The sequence below is a fragment of the Streptomyces sp. cg36 genome (assembly GCF_041080675.1).
Taxonomy (GTDB): Bacteria; Actinomycetota; Actinomycetes; order Streptomycetales; family Streptomycetaceae; genus Streptomyces.
The window spans coordinates 4,476,904-4,499,494 of the sequence record NZ_CP163520.1 but is presented as its reverse complement, the minus strand read 5'-3'; the positions used below and the strand labels follow the sequence as shown (position 1 = coordinate 4,499,494).

At 73.9% G+C, this 22,591-nt stretch carries 20 protein-coding genes; 7 read left to right on the top strand and 13 right to left on the bottom strand.

Features of this window, described 5'->3' with window-relative positions; all coding sequences use genetic code 11:
- Positions 1-53: 53 nt before the first annotated feature.
- Together AB5J87_RS20115 and AB5J87_RS20110 are read right to left on the bottom strand one after the other, a co-directional pair.
- Positions 54-458, bottom strand: a complete 405-nt coding sequence (locus AB5J87_RS20115) for a Zn-ribbon domain-containing OB-fold protein (RefSeq protein ID WP_369378270.1) — start codon at positions 456-458, stop codon at positions 54-56.
- A 41-nt stretch (positions 459-499) separates the two neighbouring features.
- Positions 500-952: a DoxX family protein gene (locus AB5J87_RS20110; RefSeq protein WP_369378268.1), complete on the bottom strand. Its 453-nt coding sequence runs from the start codon at positions 950-952 to the stop codon at positions 500-502.
- A gap of 187 nt (positions 953-1,139) precedes the next feature.
- Here AB5J87_RS20110 and AB5J87_RS20105 point away from each other — a divergent pair, with 187 nt between their 5' ends.
- The 4 genes from AB5J87_RS20105 (at position 1,140) to AB5J87_RS20090 (ending at position 6,469) form a co-directional block, all read left to right on the top strand.
- Entirely contained in the window at positions 1,140-2,276 is a 1,137-nt protein-coding gene (locus AB5J87_RS20105; RefSeq protein ID WP_369378266.1) for a flavin-containing monooxygenase, read from the top strand.
- 298 nt (positions 2,277-2,574) lie between these two features.
- Positions 2,575-4,800: an acetate--CoA ligase family protein gene (locus AB5J87_RS20100; RefSeq protein WP_369378264.1), complete on the top strand. Its 2,226-nt coding sequence runs from the start codon at positions 2,575-2,577 to the stop codon at positions 4,798-4,800.
- 209 nt (positions 4,801-5,009) lie between these two features.
- Positions 5,010-5,786 (top strand): enoyl-CoA hydratase/isomerase family protein, encoded by a 777-nt coding sequence (locus AB5J87_RS20095; protein ID WP_369383595.1) that lies wholly within the window; start codon positions 5,010-5,012, stop codon positions 5,784-5,786.
- Between the two features lie 86 nt (positions 5,787-5,872).
- Complete coding sequence (locus tag AB5J87_RS20090; protein WP_369383594.1) at positions 5,873-6,469, top strand: flavin reductase family protein; 597 nt, start codon at positions 5,873-5,875, stop codon at positions 6,467-6,469.
- Positions 6,470-6,535: 66 nt separating this feature from the next.
- On the opposite strand, the gene AB5J87_RS20085 is transcribed toward AB5J87_RS20090, so the two are convergent.
- Together AB5J87_RS20085 and AB5J87_RS20080 are read right to left on the bottom strand one after the other, a co-directional pair.
- Positions 6,536-7,297 carry a hypothetical protein gene (locus tag AB5J87_RS20085; RefSeq protein ID WP_369378261.1) on the bottom strand — a complete coding sequence of 254 codons (762 nt, stop codon included), beginning with the start codon at positions 7,295-7,297 and terminating at the stop codon, positions 6,536-6,538.
- A 29-nt stretch (positions 7,298-7,326) separates the two neighbouring features.
- Entirely contained in the window at positions 7,327-8,664 is a 1,338-nt protein-coding gene (locus AB5J87_RS20080; RefSeq protein WP_369378259.1) for an MFS transporter, read from the bottom strand.
- Between the two features lie 142 nt (positions 8,665-8,806).
- Between AB5J87_RS20080 and AB5J87_RS20075 the strand changes: the two genes are divergently transcribed.
- Complete coding sequence (locus AB5J87_RS20075) at positions 8,807-9,817, top strand: GlxA family transcriptional regulator (protein WP_369378258.1); 1,011 nt, start codon at positions 8,807-8,809, stop codon at positions 9,815-9,817.
- Here AB5J87_RS20075 and AB5J87_RS20070 read toward each other — a convergent pair.
- The 4 genes from AB5J87_RS20070 to AB5J87_RS20055 form a co-directional block, all read right to left on the bottom strand.
- Positions 9,725-11,017, bottom strand: a complete 1,293-nt coding sequence (locus AB5J87_RS20070; RefSeq protein WP_369378255.1) for an MFS transporter — start codon at positions 11,015-11,017, stop codon at positions 9,725-9,727. The genes AB5J87_RS20075 and AB5J87_RS20070 overlap by 93 nt on opposite strands.
- Positions 11,018-11,094: 77 nt before the next feature.
- Positions 11,095-12,144 carry a Zn-dependent alcohol dehydrogenase gene (locus AB5J87_RS20065; RefSeq protein ID WP_369378254.1) on the bottom strand — a complete coding sequence of 350 codons (1,050 nt, stop codon included), beginning with the start codon at positions 12,142-12,144 and terminating at the stop codon, positions 11,095-11,097.
- Positions 12,141-13,286 carry an acyl-CoA dehydrogenase family protein gene (locus tag AB5J87_RS20060; protein WP_369378252.1) on the bottom strand — a complete coding sequence of 382 codons (1,146 nt, stop codon included), beginning with the start codon at positions 13,284-13,286 and terminating at the stop codon, positions 12,141-12,143. Before AB5J87_RS20060 ends, AB5J87_RS20065 begins: the two co-directional genes overlap by 4 nt.
- 446 nt (positions 13,287-13,732) lie before the next feature.
- Entirely contained in the window at positions 13,733-14,647 is a 915-nt protein-coding gene (locus AB5J87_RS20055) for an SDR family oxidoreductase (protein ID WP_369378250.1), read from the bottom strand.
- Between the two features lie 89 nt (positions 14,648-14,736).
- Here AB5J87_RS20055 and AB5J87_RS20050 point away from each other — a divergent pair, with 89 nt between their 5' ends.
- The gene (locus AB5J87_RS20050; protein ID WP_369378248.1) at positions 14,737-15,663 is read left to right on the top strand and encodes a cyclase family protein; all 927 of its coding nucleotides are present in this window, start codon (positions 14,737-14,739) and stop codon (positions 15,661-15,663) included.
- A gap of 389 nt (positions 15,664-16,052) precedes the next feature.
- Here the strand turns inward: AB5J87_RS20050 and AB5J87_RS20045 are convergent, their stop codons facing one another.
- The 4 genes from AB5J87_RS20045 to AB5J87_RS20030 form a co-directional block, all read right to left on the bottom strand.
- Complete coding sequence (locus AB5J87_RS20045; protein WP_369378247.1) at positions 16,053-16,568, bottom strand: ATP-binding protein; 516 nt, start codon at positions 16,566-16,568, stop codon at positions 16,053-16,055.
- A 369-nt stretch (positions 16,569-16,937) separates the two neighbouring features.
- Positions 16,938-17,810 carry an acyl-CoA dehydrogenase family protein gene (locus AB5J87_RS20040; RefSeq protein ID WP_369378245.1) on the bottom strand — a complete coding sequence of 291 codons (873 nt, stop codon included), beginning with the start codon at positions 17,808-17,810 and terminating at the stop codon, positions 16,938-16,940.
- On the bottom strand, positions 17,810-18,943 hold the full coding sequence (locus AB5J87_RS20035) for an acyl-CoA dehydrogenase family protein (protein ID WP_369378242.1): 1,134 nt from the start codon (positions 18,941-18,943) through the stop codon (positions 17,810-17,812). Before AB5J87_RS20035 ends, AB5J87_RS20040 begins: the two co-directional genes overlap by 1 nt.
- A complete protein-coding gene (locus AB5J87_RS20030) occupies positions 18,943-20,130 on the bottom strand; it encodes an amidohydrolase family protein (protein WP_369378240.1) in 1,188 nt (395 codons plus the stop codon). The genes AB5J87_RS20035 and AB5J87_RS20030 overlap by 1 nt, the downstream gene beginning before the upstream one ends.
- A gap of 152 nt (positions 20,131-20,282) precedes the next feature.
- On the opposite strand from AB5J87_RS20030, the gene AB5J87_RS20025 reads away from it, so the two are divergent.
- Positions 20,283-21,782 carry a class I adenylate-forming enzyme family protein gene (locus AB5J87_RS20025; protein ID WP_369378238.1) on the top strand — a complete coding sequence of 500 codons (1,500 nt, stop codon included), beginning with the start codon at positions 20,283-20,285 and terminating at the stop codon, positions 21,780-21,782.
- Between the two features lie 273 nt (positions 21,783-22,055).
- Here the strand turns inward: AB5J87_RS20025 and AB5J87_RS20020 are convergent, their stop codons facing one another.
- Positions 22,056-22,430, bottom strand: coding sequence for an STAS domain-containing protein (locus tag AB5J87_RS20020; protein WP_369378237.1), 375 nt, complete (start codon positions 22,428-22,430; stop codon positions 22,056-22,058).
- Positions 22,431-22,591 lie beyond the last annotated feature (161 nt).

Below are 22,591 nucleotides of genomic sequence, written 5' to 3'. Positions count from 1 at the left end.
CCGGCCCGCCGCCGGGGCGCAGGCGAACGCCCGGCCCAAGAGGGGCGCAGCCCCTACTCATGGTCCGGGCGGAACACCGGTACCTGAAGTGCCCCCTGCACCCGGAACACCACCCGCAGAGCCATCTCGGGACGCAACTCCCCCGCCCCCACCACCTCACTCATCATCCGAGGCCCCTCCTCCAACGTCACCACCGCCGCGACGTACGGCACCCTCGCCCCGAAGGGCGGCAGGTCGTTGCGGTGGACGCGGGACCACGTGTACAGCGTGGCCCGGCCACTCGCCCGCTCCCAGGCCACGTCCTCGCTCCAGCAGTGCGGGCAGAACTCGCGCGGGTAGTGGTGGGCCCGCCCGCACGCCCCGCAGCGCCGGATCAGGAGGTGCCCCTCGGCCGCCGCGTCCCAGTACGCGCGCGTGAAGGCGTCGACCACCGGCGTAGCCGCGTCCGCCCCACCCACGGGTGCGCTCCCCGCACCGGCGCCACCCGCCCCGGCGCCCCTCACCGGAACCACCCCATCGCCTCGTCCAGCGACCACCTCTGCCACGACATCGCGAACAGGGCCACCACCGAGATCAGCGCCATCATCGCGTTCTGCCCCTGCTCGGCCCAGTCGTGGATCATCAGGACGAGGTAGAGGAGGTTGAGGACCAGGCCGCCGGCCAGTGCGACCGGGGTCAGGAAGCCCGCCACCAGGCCGAGGCCCAGGGCGAGTTCCGCGTACACCACCACGTACGCCATGGTCCGCGGCCGGGGCTTGACCACCGTGTCGAAGCCGCTGCGGACCGCCGCCCAGCGGTGTTTGGACGCCACGTCCGCCGCCCAGGCGATGCCGGTGCCGCGCTCGAACCAGCCCTTCTTGTCCTTGTGGCGCCAGCTCTCCAGCCACCACAGGCCGAGGCCGATGCGCAGGACGGCGAGCCATTCGGCGCCGGTGAGCCAGACCGAGTCCATCCGCAGCTCCCTCCGGAGGTATCTGACGGTACGTCAGTTCAGCGGATGCCGCCGCCGCGCGCAAGGCCCCGGCACCCGCCCCGGAACCCGCCCCGACCACCCACCCCTCGGCGGCGTGATCGATTCGCAACCGATTCAGGTCTTGACCGAGACCCATCAAGTAGCTGCGTCATTACGCTCGGTTTCCATGGCCACCAACGACCCCACCAGACCCGTCTACGTCATCGGCGGCGGACCCGGCGGACTCGCGGTCGCCGCCGCGCTGCGCGGCCGGGGCATACGGGCCGTCGTCCTGGAGAAGGCCGACGCCGTGGGCGACTCCTGGCGCCACCACTACGACCGGCTCCACCTGCACACCACCCGGCGCCTCTCCGCGCTGCCCGGCCTCAAGATGCCGCGCTCCTTCGGGCGCTGGGTGTCGCGGGACGACATGGTGCGCTATCTGGAGACGTACGCGCGCGTGCACGAGGTGGAGACCGTCACCGGCGTCGAGGTCTCCCGCGTCGAGCGCGCCGGGGACGGCTGGCTGCTGCACGCCACCGGCGGACGCCGGCTGACCGGGCGGGCGGTCGTGGTGGCGACCGGGCACAACCACACCCCGTACCTGCCCGACTGGCCCGGCGCCGACGGCTTCACCGGTGAGCTGCTGCACGCGCGCGACTACCGCTCGCCCGCCCCGTACGCCGGAAGGGACGTCCTCGTCGTGGGCGCGGGCAACACGGGCGCCGAGATCGCCGCGGACCTGGCCGGGGGCGGGGCCGGGCGGGTGCGGCTCGCGGTGCGGACCGCGCCGCACATCCTGCGCCGCTCCACCGCGGGCTGGCCCGCCCAGGCGTCCGGCATCCTGGTGCGGCGGCTGCCGGTCGCGGTGGTGGACCGGGCGGCCGGGGCGCTGGCCCGCCTCTCGGTGCCCGACCTCTCCGCACAGGGGCTGCCGCGCCCGGACACCGGCCTCTACGCGCGCGTGCGCGAGGGCGCCATCCCGGTGCAGGACGTGGGGCTGGTGGCGGCCGTGCGGTCGGGGCGGGTCGAGCCGGTGGCGGCGGTCGAGGCGTTCGAGGGCGGCAAGGTGGTGCTGGCCGACGGCAGCCTCCTCTCGCCCGAGGTGGTCGTCGCGGCGACCGGCTACCGCCGCGCCCTGGAACCGCTCGTGGGCCACCTCGGCGTACTGGACGGCCGGGGCCGCCCCACCGTGCGCGGCGGACGCGCCCCGGCGAACGCCCCCGGTCTCCACTTCACCGGCTTCACCCACCCCATCAGCGGCACGCTGCGCGAGCTCGGCATCGACGCCCGGAAGATCGCCCGGGCGGTCGCGCGCACCTGAGCACCGCCGCGAGACCCCGCGCGCCCCCGCCGGTACCCCGTGAAGCACCTCGCGGCCACCCCCGCGACCACCTGCCGTACCGCTCCCCGTAGTTGGCGCAATGGTGACGGGTAGCGCGCATCCGGACGGGTACGGGACCGGTACTCGGCCGGACCTCCGCACGTCCCGGAGCCTTCGGTGAGCCTTTGCCCGCACGACGGTTCCTGACAGGTCGTCAGGTCTGTAATCTGACTGAGCGTCAGTTACTAGCCAGTTGCGCAAGAGTCCTGTTGGCCAACGACCAGGAGCGGGCGGAACGATGCTTGGATCGACTCACGGCACCCTCACGACCGACCTCCGCGCACGGGTGGTCGCCTGCGGCGAGCAGCCCCGGCCCGGCGCCGTCCACGGCACGGCCGCCGCCGAGGGCGACCGGGACGTCAGCGGCCGGCCGCTGCACGCGCCCGCGCCCGACCTGGACCGCTTCTTCCGGCCCGAATCGGTCGCCGTCATCGGCGCCTCCGACGCCGAGGGCCGCCCCAACACCGGGATCACCCGGCAGCTGATCGACTGGGCGGGCCGGGTGGGCGCCCGGGTCCACCCGGTGCACCCGACCCGCGCCTCGGTCTTCGGGCTGCCCTGCGCCGCCACCGTGGCCGACCTGCCCGAACAGGTCGACCTCGCGGTCCTGCTGGTGGCCGACCCGCTGCCGCTGATCGAGGAACTCGCCGAGGCCAAGGTGAAGTTCGCGGTCGCGTTCGCCTCCGGGTTCGCCGAGACCGGCGCGGACGGCGCCGCCGCCCAGGAACGGCTCGCCGCCGCCGTGGGGCGCTCCGGGATGCGGCTGCTCGGCCCCAACACCAACCTCAACGCCTTCGAGCGCTTCCGGGACGACCTCACCGGGCCCGCGATCGCCCTGATCACCCAGTCCGGCCACCAGGGCCGCCCCCTGTTCACCCTCCAGGAGTTGGGCATCCGCCTCTCCCACTGGGCGCCCACCGGCAACGAGGCCGACCTCGACACCGCCGACTTCCTCTCGTACTTCGCCGAGCGGCCCGAGGTCGGCGCCATCGCCTGCTATCTGGAGGGGATCAAGGACGGGCGCTCCTTCCTGCTGGCCGCCGACCGGGCGGCGCGCGCCCGGGTGCCGGTGGTCGCGGTGAAGGTCGGGCGCACCGAGACCGGTGCGCGCACCGCCGCCTCGCACACCGGCAAACTGACCGGCGCGGACCAGGTGGTGGACGCGGCGATGCGGCAGTACGGCGTGATCCGGGTGGACGGCCTCGACGAGCTCCAGGACACCGCGGCCCTGCTCGCCCGCGCCCGCAAACCGGTCGCCGAAGGGGTCGTCGTCTACTCGATCTCGGGCGGCACCGGCGCGCACTTCGCGGACCTGGCGACGGCGGCCGGGCTGCCGCTGCCCACCCTCTCCGAGGCCAAGCAGGCCGAGCTGCACGAGTGGATCCCGCCGTACCTGAACGTCTCCAACCCGGTGGACAACGGCGGCCATCCGGTGGGCGACTGGCGCGGCCCGAAGATCATCGACGCGCTCCTCGCCGACCCGGCGGTGGGCGTGCTGATCTGCCCGATCACCGGGCCCTTCCCGCCGATGAGCGACCAGCTGGCGCGGGACCTGGTGGCCGCGGCCGAGCGGACCGACAAACTGGTCTGCGTGGTGTGGGGCTCACCGGTGGGGACCGAGGCCGCCTACCGCGAGACGCTGCTCGGCTCCTCGCGGGTCGCCACCTTCCGTACGTTCGGCAACTGCGTCGGCGCCGTCCGCGCCTACCTCGCCCACCACCGGTTCACCGCCGCCTACCGCTCGCCGTTCGACGAGGCGCCCCGGGTGCCCTCGCCGTCGTTCCGCAAGGCGCAGGCGCTGATGCGGCCGGGCCAGCAGCTCAGCGAGCACGCGGCGAAGCAGCTGCTGCGGGCGTACGGCATCCGGGTGCCGCGCGAGCAGCTGGTGACCAGCGCGGCGGCGGCCGTGCGGGCGGCCGGTCTGGTCGGCTACCCCGTGGTGATGAAGGCGTCCGGCACCCGGCTCGCCCACAAGACCGAACTCGGCCTGGTCAAGGTCGGGTTGACCTCGGCGAGCCAGGTGCGCGACGCGTACCGCGAACTGACCGACACCGCCCGGTACGAGGGGGTCGACCTCGACGGCATCCTCGTCTGCCAGATGGTGGCGCGGGGCGTGGAGATGGTCGTCGGCGTCACGCACGACGCGCTGTTCGGCCCGACCGTCACCGTCGGGCTCGGCGGGGTGCTGGTGGAGGTGCTGGGCGACGCGGCCGTACGCGTGCCGCCGTTCGGCGAGGAGCAGGCCCGGGACATGCTCGGCGAACTGCGCGGCAGAGCGCTCTTCGAAGGGGTGCGCGGCGGGCCGCCGGTGGACGTGGACGCGCTGGTCGAGGTGGTCCTGCGGGTGCAGCGGATGGCCCTGGAACTCGGCGGCGAGCTGTCCGAGCTGGACATCAACCCCCTGATGGTCCTGCCACGCGGCCAGGGCGCGGTGGCGCTGGACGCGCTGGTGGTGTGCCGGTGAGCGGCACGGACGGGGAGACGGGGGCGAACGGGGCGAACCCGGCGGCGGGGGCCGACGGCGAGGCCGGGACGAGCGGAACGGCCGGGCCGACCGGCGAGGCCGGTGGCGGTGGGGCCGGCGCCGGTGAGGCAGCCAGGGCGAGCGGACCCACCGCCGAGACCGGTGCCGGTGCCGGTGCCGGTGGGGCGAGCGGCGGGGCGGCGACGGTTCTGCACGTCGTCGACGGCGGTGTCTCCTGGATCACCCTCAACCGGCCCGAGGCGCTGAACGCGGTCACCCGGGAGCAGCGCGAACGCGTCATCGCCCTGCTCGCCGACGCCTCCGCCGACCCCGCCGTACGGGCGGTGGTGCTCACCGCGACGGGCCGGGGCTTCTGCGCGGGCGCCGATCTGCGGGGCGGCGCGGCGGCGGCCGGCGAGCGGGTCGCGGGGGACGTGGCCCGGACGATCCGGCTGGGCGCGCAGCGGCTGATCGCGGCCGTACTGGACTGCGAGAAGCCGGTGGTCGCGGCCGTGAACGGGACGGCCGCCGGGATCGGCGCGCATCTGGCGTTCGCCTGCGACCTGGTGCTGGCCGCCGAGTCGGCGCGGTTCATCGAGGTGTTCGTGCGGCGCGGGCTCGTCCCGGACGGCGGCGGCGCGTATCTGCTGCCCCGGCTGGTCGGGCCGCGGCGGGCCAAGGAGCTGATGTTCTTCGGGGACGCGGTCGCGGCGGCCGACGCCGAGCGGCTCGGGCTGGTCAACCGGGTGGTGCCGGATGCCGAGCTGCCGCGGGTGGCACGGGAGTGGGCGGAGCGGCTGGCGGCCGGGCCGACGCGTTCGCTGGCGCTGGCCAAGCAGTTGGTGAACGCCTCCCTGGACACCGACCGCGCGACCGCGTTCGCGGCCGAGGCCGCCGCCCAGGAGATCAACATGACCACCCGGGACGCACAGGAGGGAGTGGCGAGCTTCGTGGAGCGCAGGACGCCCGAGTACCGGGGACTGTAGGGCCTCTTCGGCTCCCCGGGGGCTCCTTGAGGGTTCCTATCTGACGCTCCGTCAGTTTCAATGGAGCCATGATGGGACACGAAGGGATGGCGGCGACCGTCGTCCGATACCTGCGGTCCGTCGGCGCGCCGGCCACGGCCCCCGCCGAGCCCGTCGAAGCCCTGCCCCGACCCGACTTACGGGCCGTACGCGACGACGAACGGCTGCCCGTCGACCCCGCCGAATTCCGGGGCGTCCTCGGCCACTTCGCCACCGGCGTCACCGTCATCACGGCCCACGACGACGCGGGCCCGACCGGCTTCGCCTGCCAGTCCTTCGCGTCCCTCTCCCTGGACCCGCCCCTGGTGGTCTTCATGGTGGGCCGCACCTCCACGACCTGGCCGCGCATCGCGCGCGCGGGGGTGTTCTGCGTGAACGTCCTGGGGGCCGGACAGGGCGCGCTGTGCCGGGCGTTCGCGGTCAGCGGCGCCGACAAGTTCGCGGGCGTGGACCACGAACCGGCCCCGGTGACCGGCTCCCCGCGCCTGGCGGGCGTACCGGCCTGGGTCGACTGCCGCATCCGGACCGTCCACACCGGCGGCGACCACCTCATCGTCGTCGGCCGCGTGGAGGCGCTGGGCGGGACGGCGGAGGGGGATCCGCTGCTGTTCCACCGGGGGCGGTTCGGGCGGTTCAGCGCGTGAGGCGCGGGGCGTCCGGGACCGGCCCCCCGGACCCCACGGACGCGGCCCGCCGTCCCTCGGCCCCGCTCACCACGGCCGCTCGGTGACGAAGCCGCCGCTGCGGGTCTCGACGCGGACCGTGCCCCGGTCCCCGTACGCCTCGCGGCGCCACGCGGCGAACACCTCCGCGACCCGCTCGCCCTCCCACGTGCTGGCGCCCGGGATGAACGTGACGGTCACCAGCGCCTGGACCCGGTCGCCGTTCTGCCGCAGCCGGGCCGCCGCCACGGCCGGCCAGATGCCGTCGTCGGCCTTGGTGAGGTGGCGGGAGTAGTAGGCGACGAACTCGTCCGTCATGTCGAACCACCCGGCGGGCAGACACGGCTGCCCGGTGCCCTCGGTGGGCGGACCGGGGTCACCGGCGTCGTCGGTGGTCTCATCGACGGCGGAACCCGACCCGCCCGTGGTCGCGTCGCTGGTCTCGTCGGACGTCTCGTCCGTGCCCGGACCCGGGTCCTCGTCCGTGGTCTCGTCGGTGCCCGGCCCCGGGTCTTCGTCCGTGGTCTCGTCGGTGCCCGGCCCCGGGTCTTCGTCCGTGGTCTCGTCGGTGCCCGGACCCGCGCCCGGGTCCTCGTCCGTCGTCTCGTCCACCGGTGGCCGACCCGCCCCCGTGCCGTGTTCCGTCGTCTCGTCGGGCGGGCACGGCACCGCGCCCGTGGCACCGCTCTTCGCCGCGGCGGGGCGGGCGTCGGTGGACGGCGTGCCCGCCCGTTCCGTCCCGCAGCCCGCCAGTACGGCGCACAGCAGCCCCGCCGTCACTACGGCGCCCGGCCTGGTCCTCGGCTTCATTCCGCACCCCCTCACCCGGGGAGAGGGGATCACGCGGCGGCGGGTTCCGCCAAAACGCGGGGCGCCGCGCCCGCGCCGGGGCGGCGGATCACCAGGGCCATCAGCGCGGCCACCGCGCACAGCGCGCCCGAGCCGTACCAGACCATGTCGTACGAGCCGAAGGCGTCGCGCGCCAGACCGCCGAGGAAGGCGACGACCGCCGCGCCCACCTGGTGGGAGGCGAGCACCCAGCCGAAGACGATGGCGCTGTCCTCGCCGTAGTGCTCGCGGCAGAGCGCGAGGGTCGGCGGGACGGTGGCGACCCAGTCCAGGCCGTAGAAGACGATGAAGAAGAGCATCGGCGGATGGACGGAGGGCGCGAGCAGCATCGGCAGGAAGAGCAGCGAGATGCCGCGCAGGGCGTAGTACGTGGCGAGCAGGCGGCGGGATGCGAAGCGGTCGGTGAGCCAGCCGGAGAAGATCGTCCCGGCCACGTCGAAGACGCCGATGACGGCGAGCAGTCCGGCGGCGGCCGTCACCGGCATGCCGTGGTCGTGCGCGGCGGGCACGAAGTGGGTCTGGATGAGGCCGTTGGTGGAGGCGCCGCAGATCGCGAAGGTGCCCGCGAGCAGCCAGAACGGCCCGGTGCGCACCGCCGAGAGCAGCACCTTCACCGCGCGCCCGGCCGCACCGGGCACGGGCGCGGGCTTCGCCACGTACTGCTCCGAGCCGTACGGGGCGAGCCCCACGTCCGCCGGGTGGTCGCGCAGCAGCAGCCAGACGAACGGCACCACCGCGAGGGCCGCGAGCGCGACCGTGACGGCGGCCGGGCGCCAGCCGTGGTGCTCCACCAGCCAGGAGAGCACCGGCAGGAAGATCAGCTGGCCGGAGGCGGAGGCGGCGGTCAGGATGCCGGTGACCAGACCGCGCCGGGCGGTGAACCACCGGTTGGTGACGGTCGCGGCGAAGGCCAGCGCCATCGACCCGCTGCCCAGGCCCACCAGCACGCCCCAGCAGAGCATCAGCTGCCAGGCGGAGTGCATGAAGACGGTGAGCCCGGACCCGCCGGCTATGACGGTGAGCGCGACCGCGACGATCCGGCGGATGCCGTACCGGTCCATCAGCGCGGCGGCGAAGGGGGCGGTGAGTCCGTACAGCGCGAGGTTCACGGAGACCGCCGCCCCGATCGTCCCGCGCGACCAGCCGAACTCGTCGTGCAGCGGGTCGATCAGCAGGCCCGGCAGCGACCGGAAGGCGGCGGCGCCGATGATCGTCACGAAGGTGACGGCGGCGACGAACCAGGCGCGGTGGAGTCGGCGGGGGCGCCGGGGCGCGGCCGGGGGCGCGGTGTGCGCGCCCCGGGCTTCGGCGTCGGTTGTCTGCGGCATGCGCCAAGACTGCTGGAGTGCTCCGGTCCGGACGAGTGGCCAGATAGTCATGGTTCGCAGGGATCGGGCCACGTACAGTGGAGCGACGGCCCGACGGCCCCGCCGTGCCCGCACCCGCACCCCCGCGAAGGGAGCGCCTCCCGTGACCCGTCCCCACCACGTCGTCGTCCTGGCCCTCGACGGACTGCTCCCCTTCGAACTCGGCATCCCGCAGCGGATCTTCGGGCGGGCGCGCGGGGACGACGCCGCGCGGACCGCGCTGTACACGGTCACCACCTGCTCGGTGCGGGCGCCCGGCCCGGTGCGGACCGACGCCGACTTCGCCGTCCTGGTCGAGCACGGGCCCGAGGCGCTGGCGCTGGCCGACACCGTGGTGGTGCCCGCCTCGCACGAGCTGGGGCCGGTGTACGAGGAGGGGGTGCTGACGGACGAGCTCGCGCGGGCCTTCGCGCACGTACGGCCGGGTACGCGGATGGTGTCCATCTGCACCGGGGGCTATGTGCTGGCCGCCGCCGGATACCTGGACGGGCGGCCCGCCACCACGCACTGGGCGCACGCCGAGCACTTCCAGGAGCTCTTCCCGGCCGTCGCCGTCGACCCGGACGTGCTGTTCGTCGACGACGGGGACGTGCTGACCTCGGCCGGGGTCGCCGCCGGGATCGACCTGTGCCTGCACATCGTGCGCCGCGACCACGGGGCCTCGGTCGCCAACGACGTGGCGCGGCGCACGGTCGTACCGCCGCACCGCGACGGCGGACAGGCGCAGTACATCCGGCGCCCGCTGCCCGAGCCGCAGGTGGCGACCACGGCGGGCGCCCGCGGCTGGGCGCTGGAGCGGCTCGAAGACCCCATCCAGCTGAGGGACCTGGCGGAGCGTGAGGCGATGTCGGTACGGACGTTCACCCGCCGGTTCCGGGAGGAGACGGGGATGAGCCCCGGCCAGTGGCTCACCCTCCAGCGCGTGGAGCGGGCCCGGCAGCTGCTGGAATCGAGCGACCTGTCGGTGGACCGGATCGCGCGGGACGCCGGGTTCGGCACCGCGACCTCGCTGCGCCAGGCCCTACAGAGCGCCCTCGGTGTCCCCCCGACCGTCTACCGGCGCACCTTCCGGGCCGCCGGCGCGGCCGGTGCCGGTGGTGGCCGGGCGGGGTGAGGCCCCCGGCGGCACGGCGACCCCGGACTCCGCCGCCCCGGACTCCGCCGCCCTCGGCTCCCGTACGGCGCCGATCACCGTGAGCAGTACGGTCACGCCCACCCCCGCCAGAATCGCCGTCGAGGGCGAGACCCAGCGCAGCAGGGTGCCGGAGAGGCTTCCGGTGACCGCGTAACCGGCGCCCACCGCCGCGTACATCACCGAGTAGCCGGCGGCCAGCGCGCTCGGCGGGAGCACCTGGCGCAGCAGCAGGTTGCGGGTGAGCATCGCGCCCGCCTGGAGGATCCCGGCGAGCACCAGGAACACCGCGAGCCAGACCGCGCCCGGCGCCAGCGCGACCAGCACCACGCACCCCGAGACCGCGAGCAGCAGCACCAGGCTCTGCGCCCGCAGCCGCCCCGGCCAGGAGCGCAGCCCGTACGCGACCGCGCCCACCGCCGACCCGGCGGAGAACCCGGCGAGCAGCGGACCCGCCCAGCCGATCCCGATCCCGCGCTGCTCCAGGAGCGCGGGCAGCACGAGTTCGGCGAGCGCCAGCAGCGAGATCCCGGCCGCGCCGGTCACGTACACCGGCCAGGCCCGCCACAGCGCGCGGCGCATGGACTCGCCGCCCCGGTCGGCGGTGTCCGCCCGCCAGCCGACGGGCAGCGCCCACAGGCCCGCGACGGCCGCCGCCATCAGGGCGGCGGCCAGCAGCATCGGCAGGTACGCGTCGACGCCCAGCGCCAGACAGGTGGTGACGGCCGGGGCCACCGACCAGATGCCGAATATCAGCGTCGACTCGGCGCTCACCGCCTGCGTCACCGCCCGCTCGGGCACCAGCGCGGCGAGCATCGCCCGCAGCCCGCCGGAGGTGGCCGCGGGCGCTCCCCCGGCCAGGAAGGCGCACGCGCCCAGCACCACCGGATGCGCCGCGTGCGCGAGGCCGAGACCCGCGAACCCCAGGGCGCCGCCCGCGAGTCCGGCCGCCAGATGGGGCCGCGCGCGCTCGGCGCTCAGCCGCATGCCGAGGACGGGCGCGCCGACGATCTCGCCCACCACGTACGCCGCCGCCAGCACCGCGCCGAGCGTGTAGCCGTCGGGGCGGTCGCGGACCATGAGGACGATCGCCAGGGGCGCCATCGCGACCGGGGCACGCGCCCCGACTGTGACGAGTGCCCAGGTCAGGACGGGGCGCGTGGCCAGGTCGCGGTAGCTCATGGGGGGAACATAGCCCGGGGGCCGGGGGTGGCCTCAACCGAGAATCGGGTGCCCCGGCCAGGGGCGCCCGGACCCGCTCAGAAGGTCAGCACCCCCCGCGCCACCCGCCCCCGCCGGGCGTCCTCGACCGCCTTCTCGAAGTCCTCCACGGGGTACGTCCGGGTCACCAGCTCGTCCAGGAGCAGCGCGCCGGACCGGTACAGCTCGGCATAGCGCGGGATGTCGTACTGCGGGCGCGAACTCCCGTACCGGCAGCCCAGGATGGACTTGTCCAGGAACATCGCCGCGGGCGCGAACACCGCCTCCGCCGTCGGCGCGGGCATCCCCAGCAGGACCGCCTGGCCGTGCCGGTCGAGCAGGTCGACGGCTTGGCGGACCAGACCGGCGTGGCCGACGCACTCGAAGACGTGGTCGGCGCCGGTCGGCAGGAGCTCGCGCACCCCGTCGAGCGAGCCGAGGAAGTGGGTGGCGCCGAACCGCCGGGCCGCGTCCTCCTTCGCCGCATTGGTGTCGACGGCCACGATCGTCCGCGCGCCCGCGATCCGGGCGCCCTGGAGGACGTTGAGGCCGATGCCGCCGGTGCCGATGACGACGACGGTGTCCCCCCGGTCCACCCGAGCCCGGTTGAGGACCGCGCCCACCCCGGTGAGGACGGCGCAGCCGATCAGGGCGGCCGAGGTCAGCGGCAGGTCGGCGGGGATGCGCACGGCCTGGACGGCCTTGACCACCGTGCGTTCGGCGAAGGCCGAGTTGGACGCGAACTGGTGGACCGGCCCGGCGGCCCGCGAGAACGGGCGCCCCGGCCGGCCGATCGCCCGGCGGCACATCGTGGGCCGCCCCCGGTCGCAGTCGGCGCAGGCACCGCAGTTGGCGAGGGTGGAGAGCGCCACGTGGTCGCCCGGGGCGACATGGGTGACCCCGGTGCCGACCGCCTCGACGACGCCCGCGCCCTCGTGCCCCAGCACCACGGGTACGGGGAAGGGGATCGTCCCGTCGATGACGGAGAGGTCGGAGTGGCAGAGCCCGGCGGCGGCGATCGCCACCCGCACCTCGCCCGGCCCCGGGTCGCGCACCTCCAGATCGTCGACCACCCGTACGTGCTCGCCGTCGAACAGAACACCTCTCACTGGCCCCGGGCCTCCCTCGGCAGGCCGAGCACGCGCTCGGCGATGATGGTGCGCTGGATCTCGTCCGAGCCGCCGTAGATGGTGTCGGCCCGGGAGAAGAGGAACTGGCGCTGCGCTTCGTCGAGTTCGTACGGGTCCTGCTCGCTCCAGTCGCCTGGTCCGGCCGTCGCGGCCGGGCCCCGCACCGCCATCGCGAGCTCGCCCAGGCGCTGGTGCCAGCCGCCCCACAGCAGCTTGGCGACGCTGGGGGCGGCCGGGTCGCCGGCCGGACCGCCCAGGGTGCACAGGGCGTTCCAGCGCATGGTGCGCAGTTCGGCCCACTGGCGGACGAGGCGGGCGCGCAGCAGGGGATCGGTGTTCCCGCCCGCCGCGGCCCGCGCCAGCACCTGTTCCAGCTCGCGCTCGAAGCCGATCTGCTGGGCGAGGGTGGAGACCCCGCGCTCCACCGCCAGCAGGCCCATCGCGACCTGCCAGCCGTTGCCCTCGCCGCCGACCACGTGGTCGCGGTCGGCGCGGGCGCCGTCGAAGAACACCTCGTTGAACTCGCTCGTCCCCGTCAGCTGCCGGATCGGGCGCACCTCCACGCCCGGCCGGTCCATCGGTACGAGGAGGAACGAGAGGCCGTGGTGGCGGTGCGAGCCGGGTTCGGTGCGGGCCAGCACGAAGCACCAGTCGGCGTCCTGGGCCAGCGACGTCCAGATCTTCTGGCCCGTGACGCGGTAGCTTCCGTCCGCGTCCCGGGTGGCGGCGGTGCGGACCGCGGCCAGGTCCGAGCCCGCGCCCGGCTCGCTGTAGCCCTGGCACCAGAGCTCCTCTCCTCGGGCCACGGGGGGCAGGAAGCGGGACTTCTGGGCGGGGGTGCCGAATTGGATGAGGGTGGGGGCCAGGAGGTTCTCGCCCATGTGGCCCAGGCGGGGCGGGGCCTGGCTGCGGCTGTACTCCTCGGCCCAGATGACCTGTTGGGTGAGGGTGGCTCGGCGGTTGCCGTACGTCTCGGGCCAGCCGAGGCCGATCCAGCCTGCGGTGCCGAGGGTGTGTTCCCAGGTTCTGGGGGTGGCCGTGGGGTCGGGCCGGTTCGTGGCCAGCCACTGCCTGGCTTCCGTCCGGAACGCGTCGTCCTGCACGGAGAATCCGAACTCCACTGCACCCTCCCACGTGTCGTCGTGTCCCCCGCCCCGCCCCTTCCCTCAACCCTCCGGGGGCGGGAGGTCCGCCTGCGGACCGTGGCGGGCTTGTCGCGCAGTTCCCCGCGCCCCCAGGTGGGGCGGTTCGTTCGTCTGCGGGCTGTACTGGGTTGCTCGCGCAGTTCCCCGCGCCCCTCAAAAACCTCGTTCATCTGCGGACCGTGCCCGCTCCTCGCGCAGTTCCCCGCGCCCCTGAAGGGGCGCCCCGCAGGGGCGCATTCAAGGGGCGCGGGGAACTGCGCGAGCAACCCAGCACGGTCCGCGGACAAAGACCGGCCCGATCAGGGGCGCGGGGGACTGCGCGAGCAGCCCCCACCGGCCCGCGGACCAAGACCGGGCCAAAAAGGGGCGCGGGGAACTGCGCGACCAGGCCCCACCGGCCCGCACTCGGCCGTCCGTCGTCGCTATCCGTTCGGCCGCGCCCCCGAGGACGCCGCTCGGGACATTTCCTCCAGGCGTTCCAGCAGCGGCATCGGGTCCACCCCCACCACCCCCGGCACCACCTCGGCCAACCGCTCGGGCGTCCACGCGCCCCCCTCCGCGTACGCCGCCCGCAACTCCCTCGGCTGGGCCCAGACGGCGATCTTGGGGCCCGCGACCGTGTACACCTGACCGGTGACGCCCGCGTCGCGGGCGGCCTCGCTGAGGAGGTAGACGACGAACGCCGCCACGTCCTCGGGCTCACCGATCTCCTTGAGCTCCATGGGCACGTTCGCGGACATCCGGGTACGCGCGACGGGCGCGACCGCGTTGGCCGTGACCCCGTACTTGTGCAGCCCGAGCGCCGCGCTGCGGACGAGCGAGATGATCCCGCCCTTCGCCGCGCTGTAGTTGGCCTGCGCCACACTGCCCTGGTGGTTGCCGCTGGTGAAGCCGATCAGCGTGCCGGAGCCCTGCTTGCGCATGACCGCCGACGCCGCCCGGAACACGGTGAACGTGCCCTTGAGGTGGGTGGCGACGACCGGGTCCCACTCCTCCTCGGTCATGTTGAAGAGCATCCGCTCGCGCAGGATGCCCGCCACGCACACCACCCCGTCGATCCGCCCCCACCGGGCCAGCGCGGTGTCGACGATGCGCTGGCCGCCCGCCATCGTGGACACGTCGTCGGCGACGGCGACCGCCTCGCCGCCCGCCGCGGCGATCTCCTTGACCACCGCGTCCGCGATCTCGCTGCTGGGTGCCGCGCCCTCGATCGAGACGCCGTAGTCGTTGACGACGACCTTGGCGCCCGCCGCCGCCGCGGCCCGCGCGACCGCGCGGCCGATGCCCCGGCCCGCGCCGGTCACGGCGACCACTTTGCCTGCCAAGAAGTTCCCCACGCCCGGCCCCTTCCCGCGGTTTCTGACGGACCGTTAGATTTTATGACCCGTCGGCCGCGAGAAGACAAGACCCGGGGAGGGCCGGATAGATGACACTGCCAGCCGAGTTCCACGAGATCGCCGAGCGCGTCAACAACTGGGGGCGCTGGGGGGCCGACGACGAGATCGGGACGCTCAACCTGATCACCGACGACGTGGTGCGCCGCGCCGCCGCCACCGTCCGCACCGGCCACCGCGTCCCGCTCGCCCTCCCCCTGGAACAGAACGGGGTGCAGACCGGACTCATCCCGGGCCGGATCAACCCGCTGCACACCATGGTCCAGATCAACCAGGAGCTCTTCGGCCCGGGTACGGTCGCGACCAGCGACGACGCCGTGACGTTCGGCCTCCAGGCGGCCACCCACTGGGACGCCCTCACCCACGTCTCGCACTCGGGCCGGATCTACAACGGCCGCCCCGCCGCCACCATCACCGCCCACGGCGGCGCCGAGTTCAGCGGCATCGACAAACCCCGCCACCTCCTCTCGCGCGGGGTGCTGCTCGACGTGGCGCGCGCCCACGGCGTGGACCGGCTGCCCGGCGGCCACGCGGTCACCCCGGAGGACCTGGCGGCGGCCGAGGAGCTGGGCGGGGTCACGGTCGGCGCAGGCGACGTCGTCCTCGTGCGCACGGGGCAGATCCAGCTCTGCCTGGGCGGCGACAAGCACGCGTACGGCTTTCCGTCGCCGGGCCTGTCGGTCCGTACGCCCGAGTGGTTCCACGCGCGCGACGTGGCGGCCGTCGCCAATGACACCCTGACCTTCGAGATCTTCCCGCCGGAGATCGAGGACCTGTGGCTGCCGGTGCACGCCCTGGACCTGGTGGAGATGGGGATGCTCCAGGGGCAGAACTGGAATCTGGAGGAGTTGTCCACAGCCTGTGCGCAAGAGCGGCGGTACGCGTTCCTGCTGTCGGCGATGCCCGAGCCGTTCGTGGGGGCGACGGGCACCCCGGTCGCGCCGGTGGCGGTCTTCTGAAGATCCGGGAGCGAGACGGAGTCGCGGGGCGGGGTCTCGCCGGGGCCGGGCCCACTCGGAGACCGGGGCCGCGAAGAGCCGGGGCCACTCCGGGGTCGAGGGTCCTCCCGGTCCGCTCGCATCACGGGTGGCGGCGCGTCATGCGCACCCCGAGCACGGCACGGCGGCCGCCACCCGGCACGACGTGCCCGCCCTGCTCCCCATGCCCTGAAGGGAGCCTTGCCCTGAGCCGGCGTCGCGCCACGACCCGCACTCGCCGAGGAGAGCCAGGACCGGCCCGCAACGGACCGAGGCCAGTCCGCGCCCTCGGCGTCCCCTCGCGACGAATCGCTCATCCAAGGGTGATCAGGGCAACACGGCGCGTCAACACCTAGTGAAGGCTATGACCGTTACACCCGATTTGTGACGGCGCACGACGGCTCATACGCGCCCGGCTCGAACGCCCCGCCCGTGAGCTCCGGCGCGCCCCGGTCGGCTTCGCAGACTCCTTCGACCCCGCAGCCCCGGTCGACCTCGCACCAGATCGACTTGCCGGCGCCCTCGGGCTGCCAGCCCCAGCGGTCGGCGAGGCCGTCGACCAGCTCCAGACCACGGCCGTTGGTGTCGTCGCCGTCGGCGTGGCGCGGCTTGGGGGCGCACGCGCTCTTGTCGGCCACCTCGACCCGGACCGTGCCGCTGTCGGCCGGTCCGCCGACGGGCCCGAACAGCATCCGCAGCACGGCCGGACAGCCGGTGTGCACGACCGCGTTGGTGACGAGCTCCGAGATCAGCAGGATCAGCGTCTCGGCGAGGGGCTCATCGAGCCGTATCCCGCACCCGGCGAGCCGCGAACGGGCCCATCTGCGAGCGCGCCCCACCTCGGCGGGGTCGGCTCCGACCTCCAACTGAACCTGAAGCACCTGCACCGCTCACACCATCCGAACCGGCGGACACATCGCCTCGCGCCTCGACGAGCTCACGGAACGTGATTTCCGTACGAGACAGCATGGTTGACGTACAGTCACCGCAACAAGCGCTTCAGGCATATTCCAGCGCGAAGGAGTACGCGTAGTGCATACTGTGCGACGCACATTGCGGGGGGTCGAACAGGGGCACGCAGGATGCCTGGGGGATCGCACCCCACGGAGGGTACCCGAGGGCGGCCCCGACTCCGGGACGTGACGAGTCCGGCGAAGGACACAACCCGATATCGACGCTCGGTGACGCTTCATCATGCTTCGGCCAACGCCGCGTCAGAGTGCGGGCGGGCCGCGCGCGTCCGGCCCGCCGGACAGCTACGGCGCCTCCGCCAGCGCGGCCGCCTGGAGCTCCAGGGCGCGGGCCGTCGGCAGCCACCGCTCGCGCCGCAGCCAGGCCCGCTTCAGATGGAGGTGGACCTCCGCCTCCCAGGTGAAGCCCATGCCCCCGTGCACCTGGAGGCAGTCCCGGGCGCACTCCACCGCCGCCTCGTCGGCCAGCAGCTTGGCGCCCGCGATCTCCACCGGGTCACCGGTGACCGCCGCCGCGTACACGGCGACCCGGGCCACCTCGGTGCGCACCAGCATCCCGGCGCACAGGTGCTTGACCGCCTGGAAGGCGCCGATCGGCCGCCCGAACTGGATGCGCTCCCGAGCGTGTTGCACGGCCGTCGCGGTGCTGCGGCCCGCGCTGCCGAGCTGCTCGGCGGCGGTGAGCAGGGCCGCCTCGAAGCCGCCGTCCGCGCTCCCCCGCGCCACCCGGTGCAGCGGTGTCAGCGGGTCCACCGACCGGATCGGCTCGGCGCCGGTCACCTCGCCCCGTACGACGTCCGCCGCCGCCAGCCACTCCACCAGCCCCCCGTCGGGCGCGGTCACCACCGTCTCGCCCTCGGCGGCGCCCCCGACGTACCCGGCCGCCAGATGGGTGGCGACCAGCGGGCCGGGCAGCAGCGCGCGGCCCGCCTCCTCGAAGACGAGCACGGCCTCGGGCAGCCCGAGCCCCACGCCCCCGGCCTCCTCGGGCAGCCGCAGCGCGAAGAACCCGGCCGCCCCCAGCGCGCGCCACAGCTCCCGGTCGAGCCCGCCGCCCCCGACGGCCGCCCACAGCGCCTCGCGCCCGAACCGCCGGGCCAGCAGCGTACGGATCGAGTCGCGCAAGTCCCTTTGCTCTGAGGTGAGTTGGAAGTGCATCAGCGGGGTTCCTTCGGCAGGCCGAGGATCCGCTCGGCGACGATGTTCCGCTGGATCTGGGAGGTCCCGGCGGCGATGGTGTACGAGAGGGAGGAGAGCCGGTCCAGGCTCCACGGCCGGTCCAGGTCGAGGGCGTCGGGCCCGAGGACGGCGGCGGCGGCCTCGTACAGGTCCTGGCGGGCGTGCGAGTAGCGCAGCTTGAAGACCGAGCCGCCGACCCCGGGCACCCCGGTGGCGCCCGCCTCGCTCACGTTCCACTGGATCAGCCGCCACAGCGCGGTGAACTCGGCGTGCAGCGCCCCGAGTCGGCGTCTGAGCACCGGGTCGTCCCAGCTGCCGTTCTTGCGGGACTCCCGGGCCACCTCGGCCAGCGTCCGGCGGCAGGCGACGACCTCCCCGACGAAGGCGGTGCCCCGCTCGTAGGAGAGGGTCACCATGGTCACCCGCCAGCCGTCGTTCTCGGCGCCCACCCGGTTGGCCACCGGCACCCGCACCCCGTCCAGGAAGAGCTGGGCGAACTCGGCGGACCCGGCGAGGGTGCGCAGCGGGCGCACGGTGATGCCGGGCGCGTCCATCGGCATGGCCAGCCAGCTGATGCCCCGGTGCGGGGGCGCGTCGGGGTCGGTGCGGACCAGCAGTTCGCACCAGTCGGCGATCTCGGCGTGCGAGGTCCAGATCTTGGCGCCGGTGACCACGTACGCGTCCCCGTCGCGCACCGCCCGGGTGCGCAGGGACGCCAGGTCCGAGCCCGCGTCCGGTTCGCTGAACCCCTGGCACCACACCTCGTCGCCGCGCAGCACCGGCTCCAGCCACCGGTCCCGCTGCCCGGCGGTGCCCTCGGCCGCGATGGTGGGGCCCGCGTGCAGCAGGCCCACAAAGTTGGCGCCGACGTAGGGGGCGCCCGCGCGCTCGGTCTCCTCCAGGAAGATCAGCCGCCGGGCGGGCGAGGCGTCCCAGTGCACCTGGGCGTACCCGGCGTCGTACAGCCTGCGCTGCCAGCCGGTGTCGTAGGCGCGCCGCCCCGGCCAGTCCAGGGGGTCGGGGCGGGGCGGCAGCGCGGGCAGCACGCCCGCCAGCCACTCGGTGAGCCGGGCCCGGAACTCCTCCTCCTCGGGAGTGCTGGCCAGGTCCACTACAGGTCCAGGCCGAGCATCCGGATCGCGTTGCCGCGCATCAGCTTGTGGACGGTCTCGTCGTCGAGCCCCTTGACGTGGTCGAGGGCGACTTCCTTGGTGTGCGGGAAGGTGGAGTCGACGTGCGGATAGTCGGTCTCGAAGGTGGCGTTGTCGCGGCCGACGACGTCCAGCGAGGCGATGCCGTGCTTGTCGCGGAAGAAGCAGCAGAAGATCTGGCGGTAGTAGTAGGTGGAGGGCGGCTCGGGGACCAGGTCCTTGACCCCGCCCCAGGCCCGGTGCTCCTCCCACACGTCGTCGGCGCGCTCCAGGGCGTACGGGATCCACCCCATCTGCCCCTCGGAGTACGCCAGTTTCAGGCGCGGGAACTTCACCAGGACCCCGCTGAAGAGGAAGTCCATCATCGACGCCATCGCGTTGTTGAAGCTGAGCGACGCCTGCACGGCCGGCGGCGCGTCGGGACTCGCGGCCGGCATCTGACTGCTGCTCCCGATGTGCATGTTCACCACCGTCCCCGTCTCCTGGCAGACCGCGAAGAACGGATCCCAATGGCCGGAGTGGATCGACGGCAGACCGAGGTGGGTGGGGATCTCGGAGAACGTGACGGCCCGTACTCCGCGTGCGGCGTTGCGGCGGATCTCGGCGACGGCGAGGCCGATGTCCCACAACGGGATCAGGCAGAGCGGGATCAGGCGCCCGCCGCTGTCGCCGCACCACTCCTCCACCATCCAGTCGTTGTAGGCCCGCACACAGGCCAGCGCCACCTCCTTGTCCCGCGCCTCGGCGAAGGTCTGCCCGCAGAACCGGGGAAAGGTGGGGAAACACAGGCTCGCCTCGACATGGTTGAGGTCCATGTCCGCCAGCCTCGCCTGCGGATCCCAGCACCCCCGCCGCATCTCCTCCCGCGTGATGCCGTCGAGCGTCATCTCGTCCCGGGAGAAACCGACTGCGGCGATGTTGCGCTTGTACGGGAACTTCAGGTCCTCGTAGATCCACCAGTCGGTCGGCGGGCCGTCCGGGTCCATGGTGATGCGGTACTTGCCGCCGACGTAGGCCAGTTCGCCGATTCCGGCGGTGAGCGGGCGCGGGCCGCGCTCGCGGTACTTCGCCGGGAGCCAGGTCTCGAAGAGGTGGGCCGGTTCGATCACATGGTCGTCGACGCTGACGATGCGCGGCAGTTCCGTCATGGATGGGCCTCCGCCCGGCTGAGATCTGATGCCCCGTCAGAAATCAGGCTAGCCCCGCACCCCTGGACCGACAAGGCGGTGCGGCCTACGCTCTGGCCGTATCTGACTACCCGTCAGTTCCAAGTGTCACCGGGGAGCCACTGGGGGCCGAAGTGAACGACACCGCACACGCACTGGGCGCCGCGCCCACCCTCTGGGAGCTGGCCGCCCGCCGCGCCGAACGCACCCCCGACCGGCCCGTCCTGCTCCAGGACGACCGCTCCCTCACCTTCGGCGGGCTGCGGGACCGGGCCGAGCGGGTCGCGGCGGGGCTGTACGGGATGGGGGTGCGGCCCGGCACCGTGGTCGCCTGGCAGCTGCCCACCCGGATCGAGACCGTCCTGCTCTCCTTCGCCCTGGCCCGGCTCGGCGCGGTGCAGTCGCCGGTGATCCCCTACTACCGGGACCACGAAGTGGGCTTCGCGCTACGGGAGTCGGGCGCCGACTTCTTCGCCGTACCCGGGGTGTGGCGCGGCTTCGACCACACCGCGATGGCGCGGCGGCTCGGCGCGAAGGGCGTCTTCGAGGCGTACGAGAGGCTGCCCGAGGGCGATCCGGCCGTCCTGCCGCCCCCGCCCTCCGACGGCACGGCGGTCCGCTGGATCTACTGGACCTCCGGCACCACCTCCGACCCCAAGGGCGTGCTCCACACCGACCGCTCGCTCATCGCGGGCGGCTCCTGCCTCGCCCACGCCCTGCGCCTGACGGCGGACGACGTGGGCTCGATCGCGTTCCCGTACGCCCACATCGGCGGGCCCGACTACACCGTGATGCTCCTCCTCTACGGCTTCCCGGCCGTGCTGGTCGAGCACTTCGCGCTGCCGGAGTCGCTCGCCGCCTACCGGCGGCACGGGGTGACGGTGGCGGGTGGATCCACCGCGTTCTACTCGATGTTCCTCGCCGAGCAGCGCAAGCGGCCCGGCGAACCGGTCCTGCCCACGCTGCGGCTGCTGGCCGGCGGGGGCGCGCCGAAGCCGCCCGAGCTGTACCACGCGGTGGTGCGGGAGATGGGGTGCGCGCTCAGCCACGGGTACGGGATGACCGAGGTCCCGATGATCACGATGGGCTCGCCCGACGACACCCCCGAGAACCTGGCCACCACCGAGGGACGGCCGCCCGAGGGCATGGAGATACGCATCGTCGACGGCGAGGTGCGGCTGCGGGGCGAGGCGGTGTGCCGGGGGTACCTGGATCCGGCGCAGACTGCGGCGGCGTTCGACGCGGAGGGGTTCCTGATCACCGGTGACGTCGGGCATCTGACCGCCTCCGGGCATCTGGTGCTGACCGGGCGGATCAAGGACATCATCATCCGCAAGGGCGAGAACATCTCGGCGAAGGAGATCGAGGACCTGCTGCACCGGCATCCCGGGGTCGCCGACGCGGCGGTGATCGGGCTGCCGGATCCGGAGCGGGGGGAGCGGGTGTGCGCGGTGGTCGAACAGCGGCCGGGGAGCGAGGAGTTGACCCTCGCGGCGGTCACCCGGCACCTCCGCGCGGCGGGGCTCTCCGTGCACAAGCTGCCGGAGCAGTTGGAGGTGGTGGGGGGGTTGCCTCGTAATGAGGCGTTGCGGAAGGTGCTGAAGTACAAGTTGCGGGAGAGGTTCGGGGGTTGAACGCCCGGCCCCTGTCCGCAAACCGTGATCGCTCCTCGCGCCGTTCCCCGCGCCCCCGAACCCCCGGTCGACTGCGGACCGTGCGGGGCTGATCGCGCAGTTCCCCGCGCCCCTGAACCCGCCCTCGTCCGCGGACCGTACCTGGTTGCTCGCGCCGTTCCCCGCGCCCCTTGTTTGCCGCTGCGCGGCATCACCGGGGCGGCCCGAAGGGCCGCATCTCAGGGGCGCGGGGAACTGCGCGAGGAGCCACGGACGGGTCGCGGGCGGGCAGGCTCACGCCGAGAGGGGTTCCGCTTCGTCCGAGGACGCCGCCTCCACATCCCCGTACACCTCGAAGAGCCGGCGAACCCCCAGCGCCGCCAGCACCCGGTTGACATGGGACCCCTCCACCGCCCCCCGCGCGGGCAGGATCAGCCGCAACCGCCCCCGGCAGGACCGGATCAGCCGCCGCGCGGCGATCAGCACCCCCACCCCACTGGAGTCACAGAACAGCACTCCGGACAGATCGAGCACCACATAGTGCCGCCCAGCCGCCACCGCCTCGTGGATCACCCTTCTGACCTGGGGTGACGTCACCAGATCAAGTTCGCCGCGGACGTGCACCACGGCCCATCCGCCCAGCTCGGCCTCGCTCACCACCAGCGTCACGCGTCCGGTACCTCTCTGTGCCGTCGGCCCCCGCCCATCGTCCGCGCGCCTTCCCGACCGGCACCGGACGAAACCCTTCCGCCCTACCACGGGCGGACCCCTCGGGGGCGCACTTGCCGCAAAGGAGCGCTTCTTTCCGGCCGGGCGCACTACATTCGAAG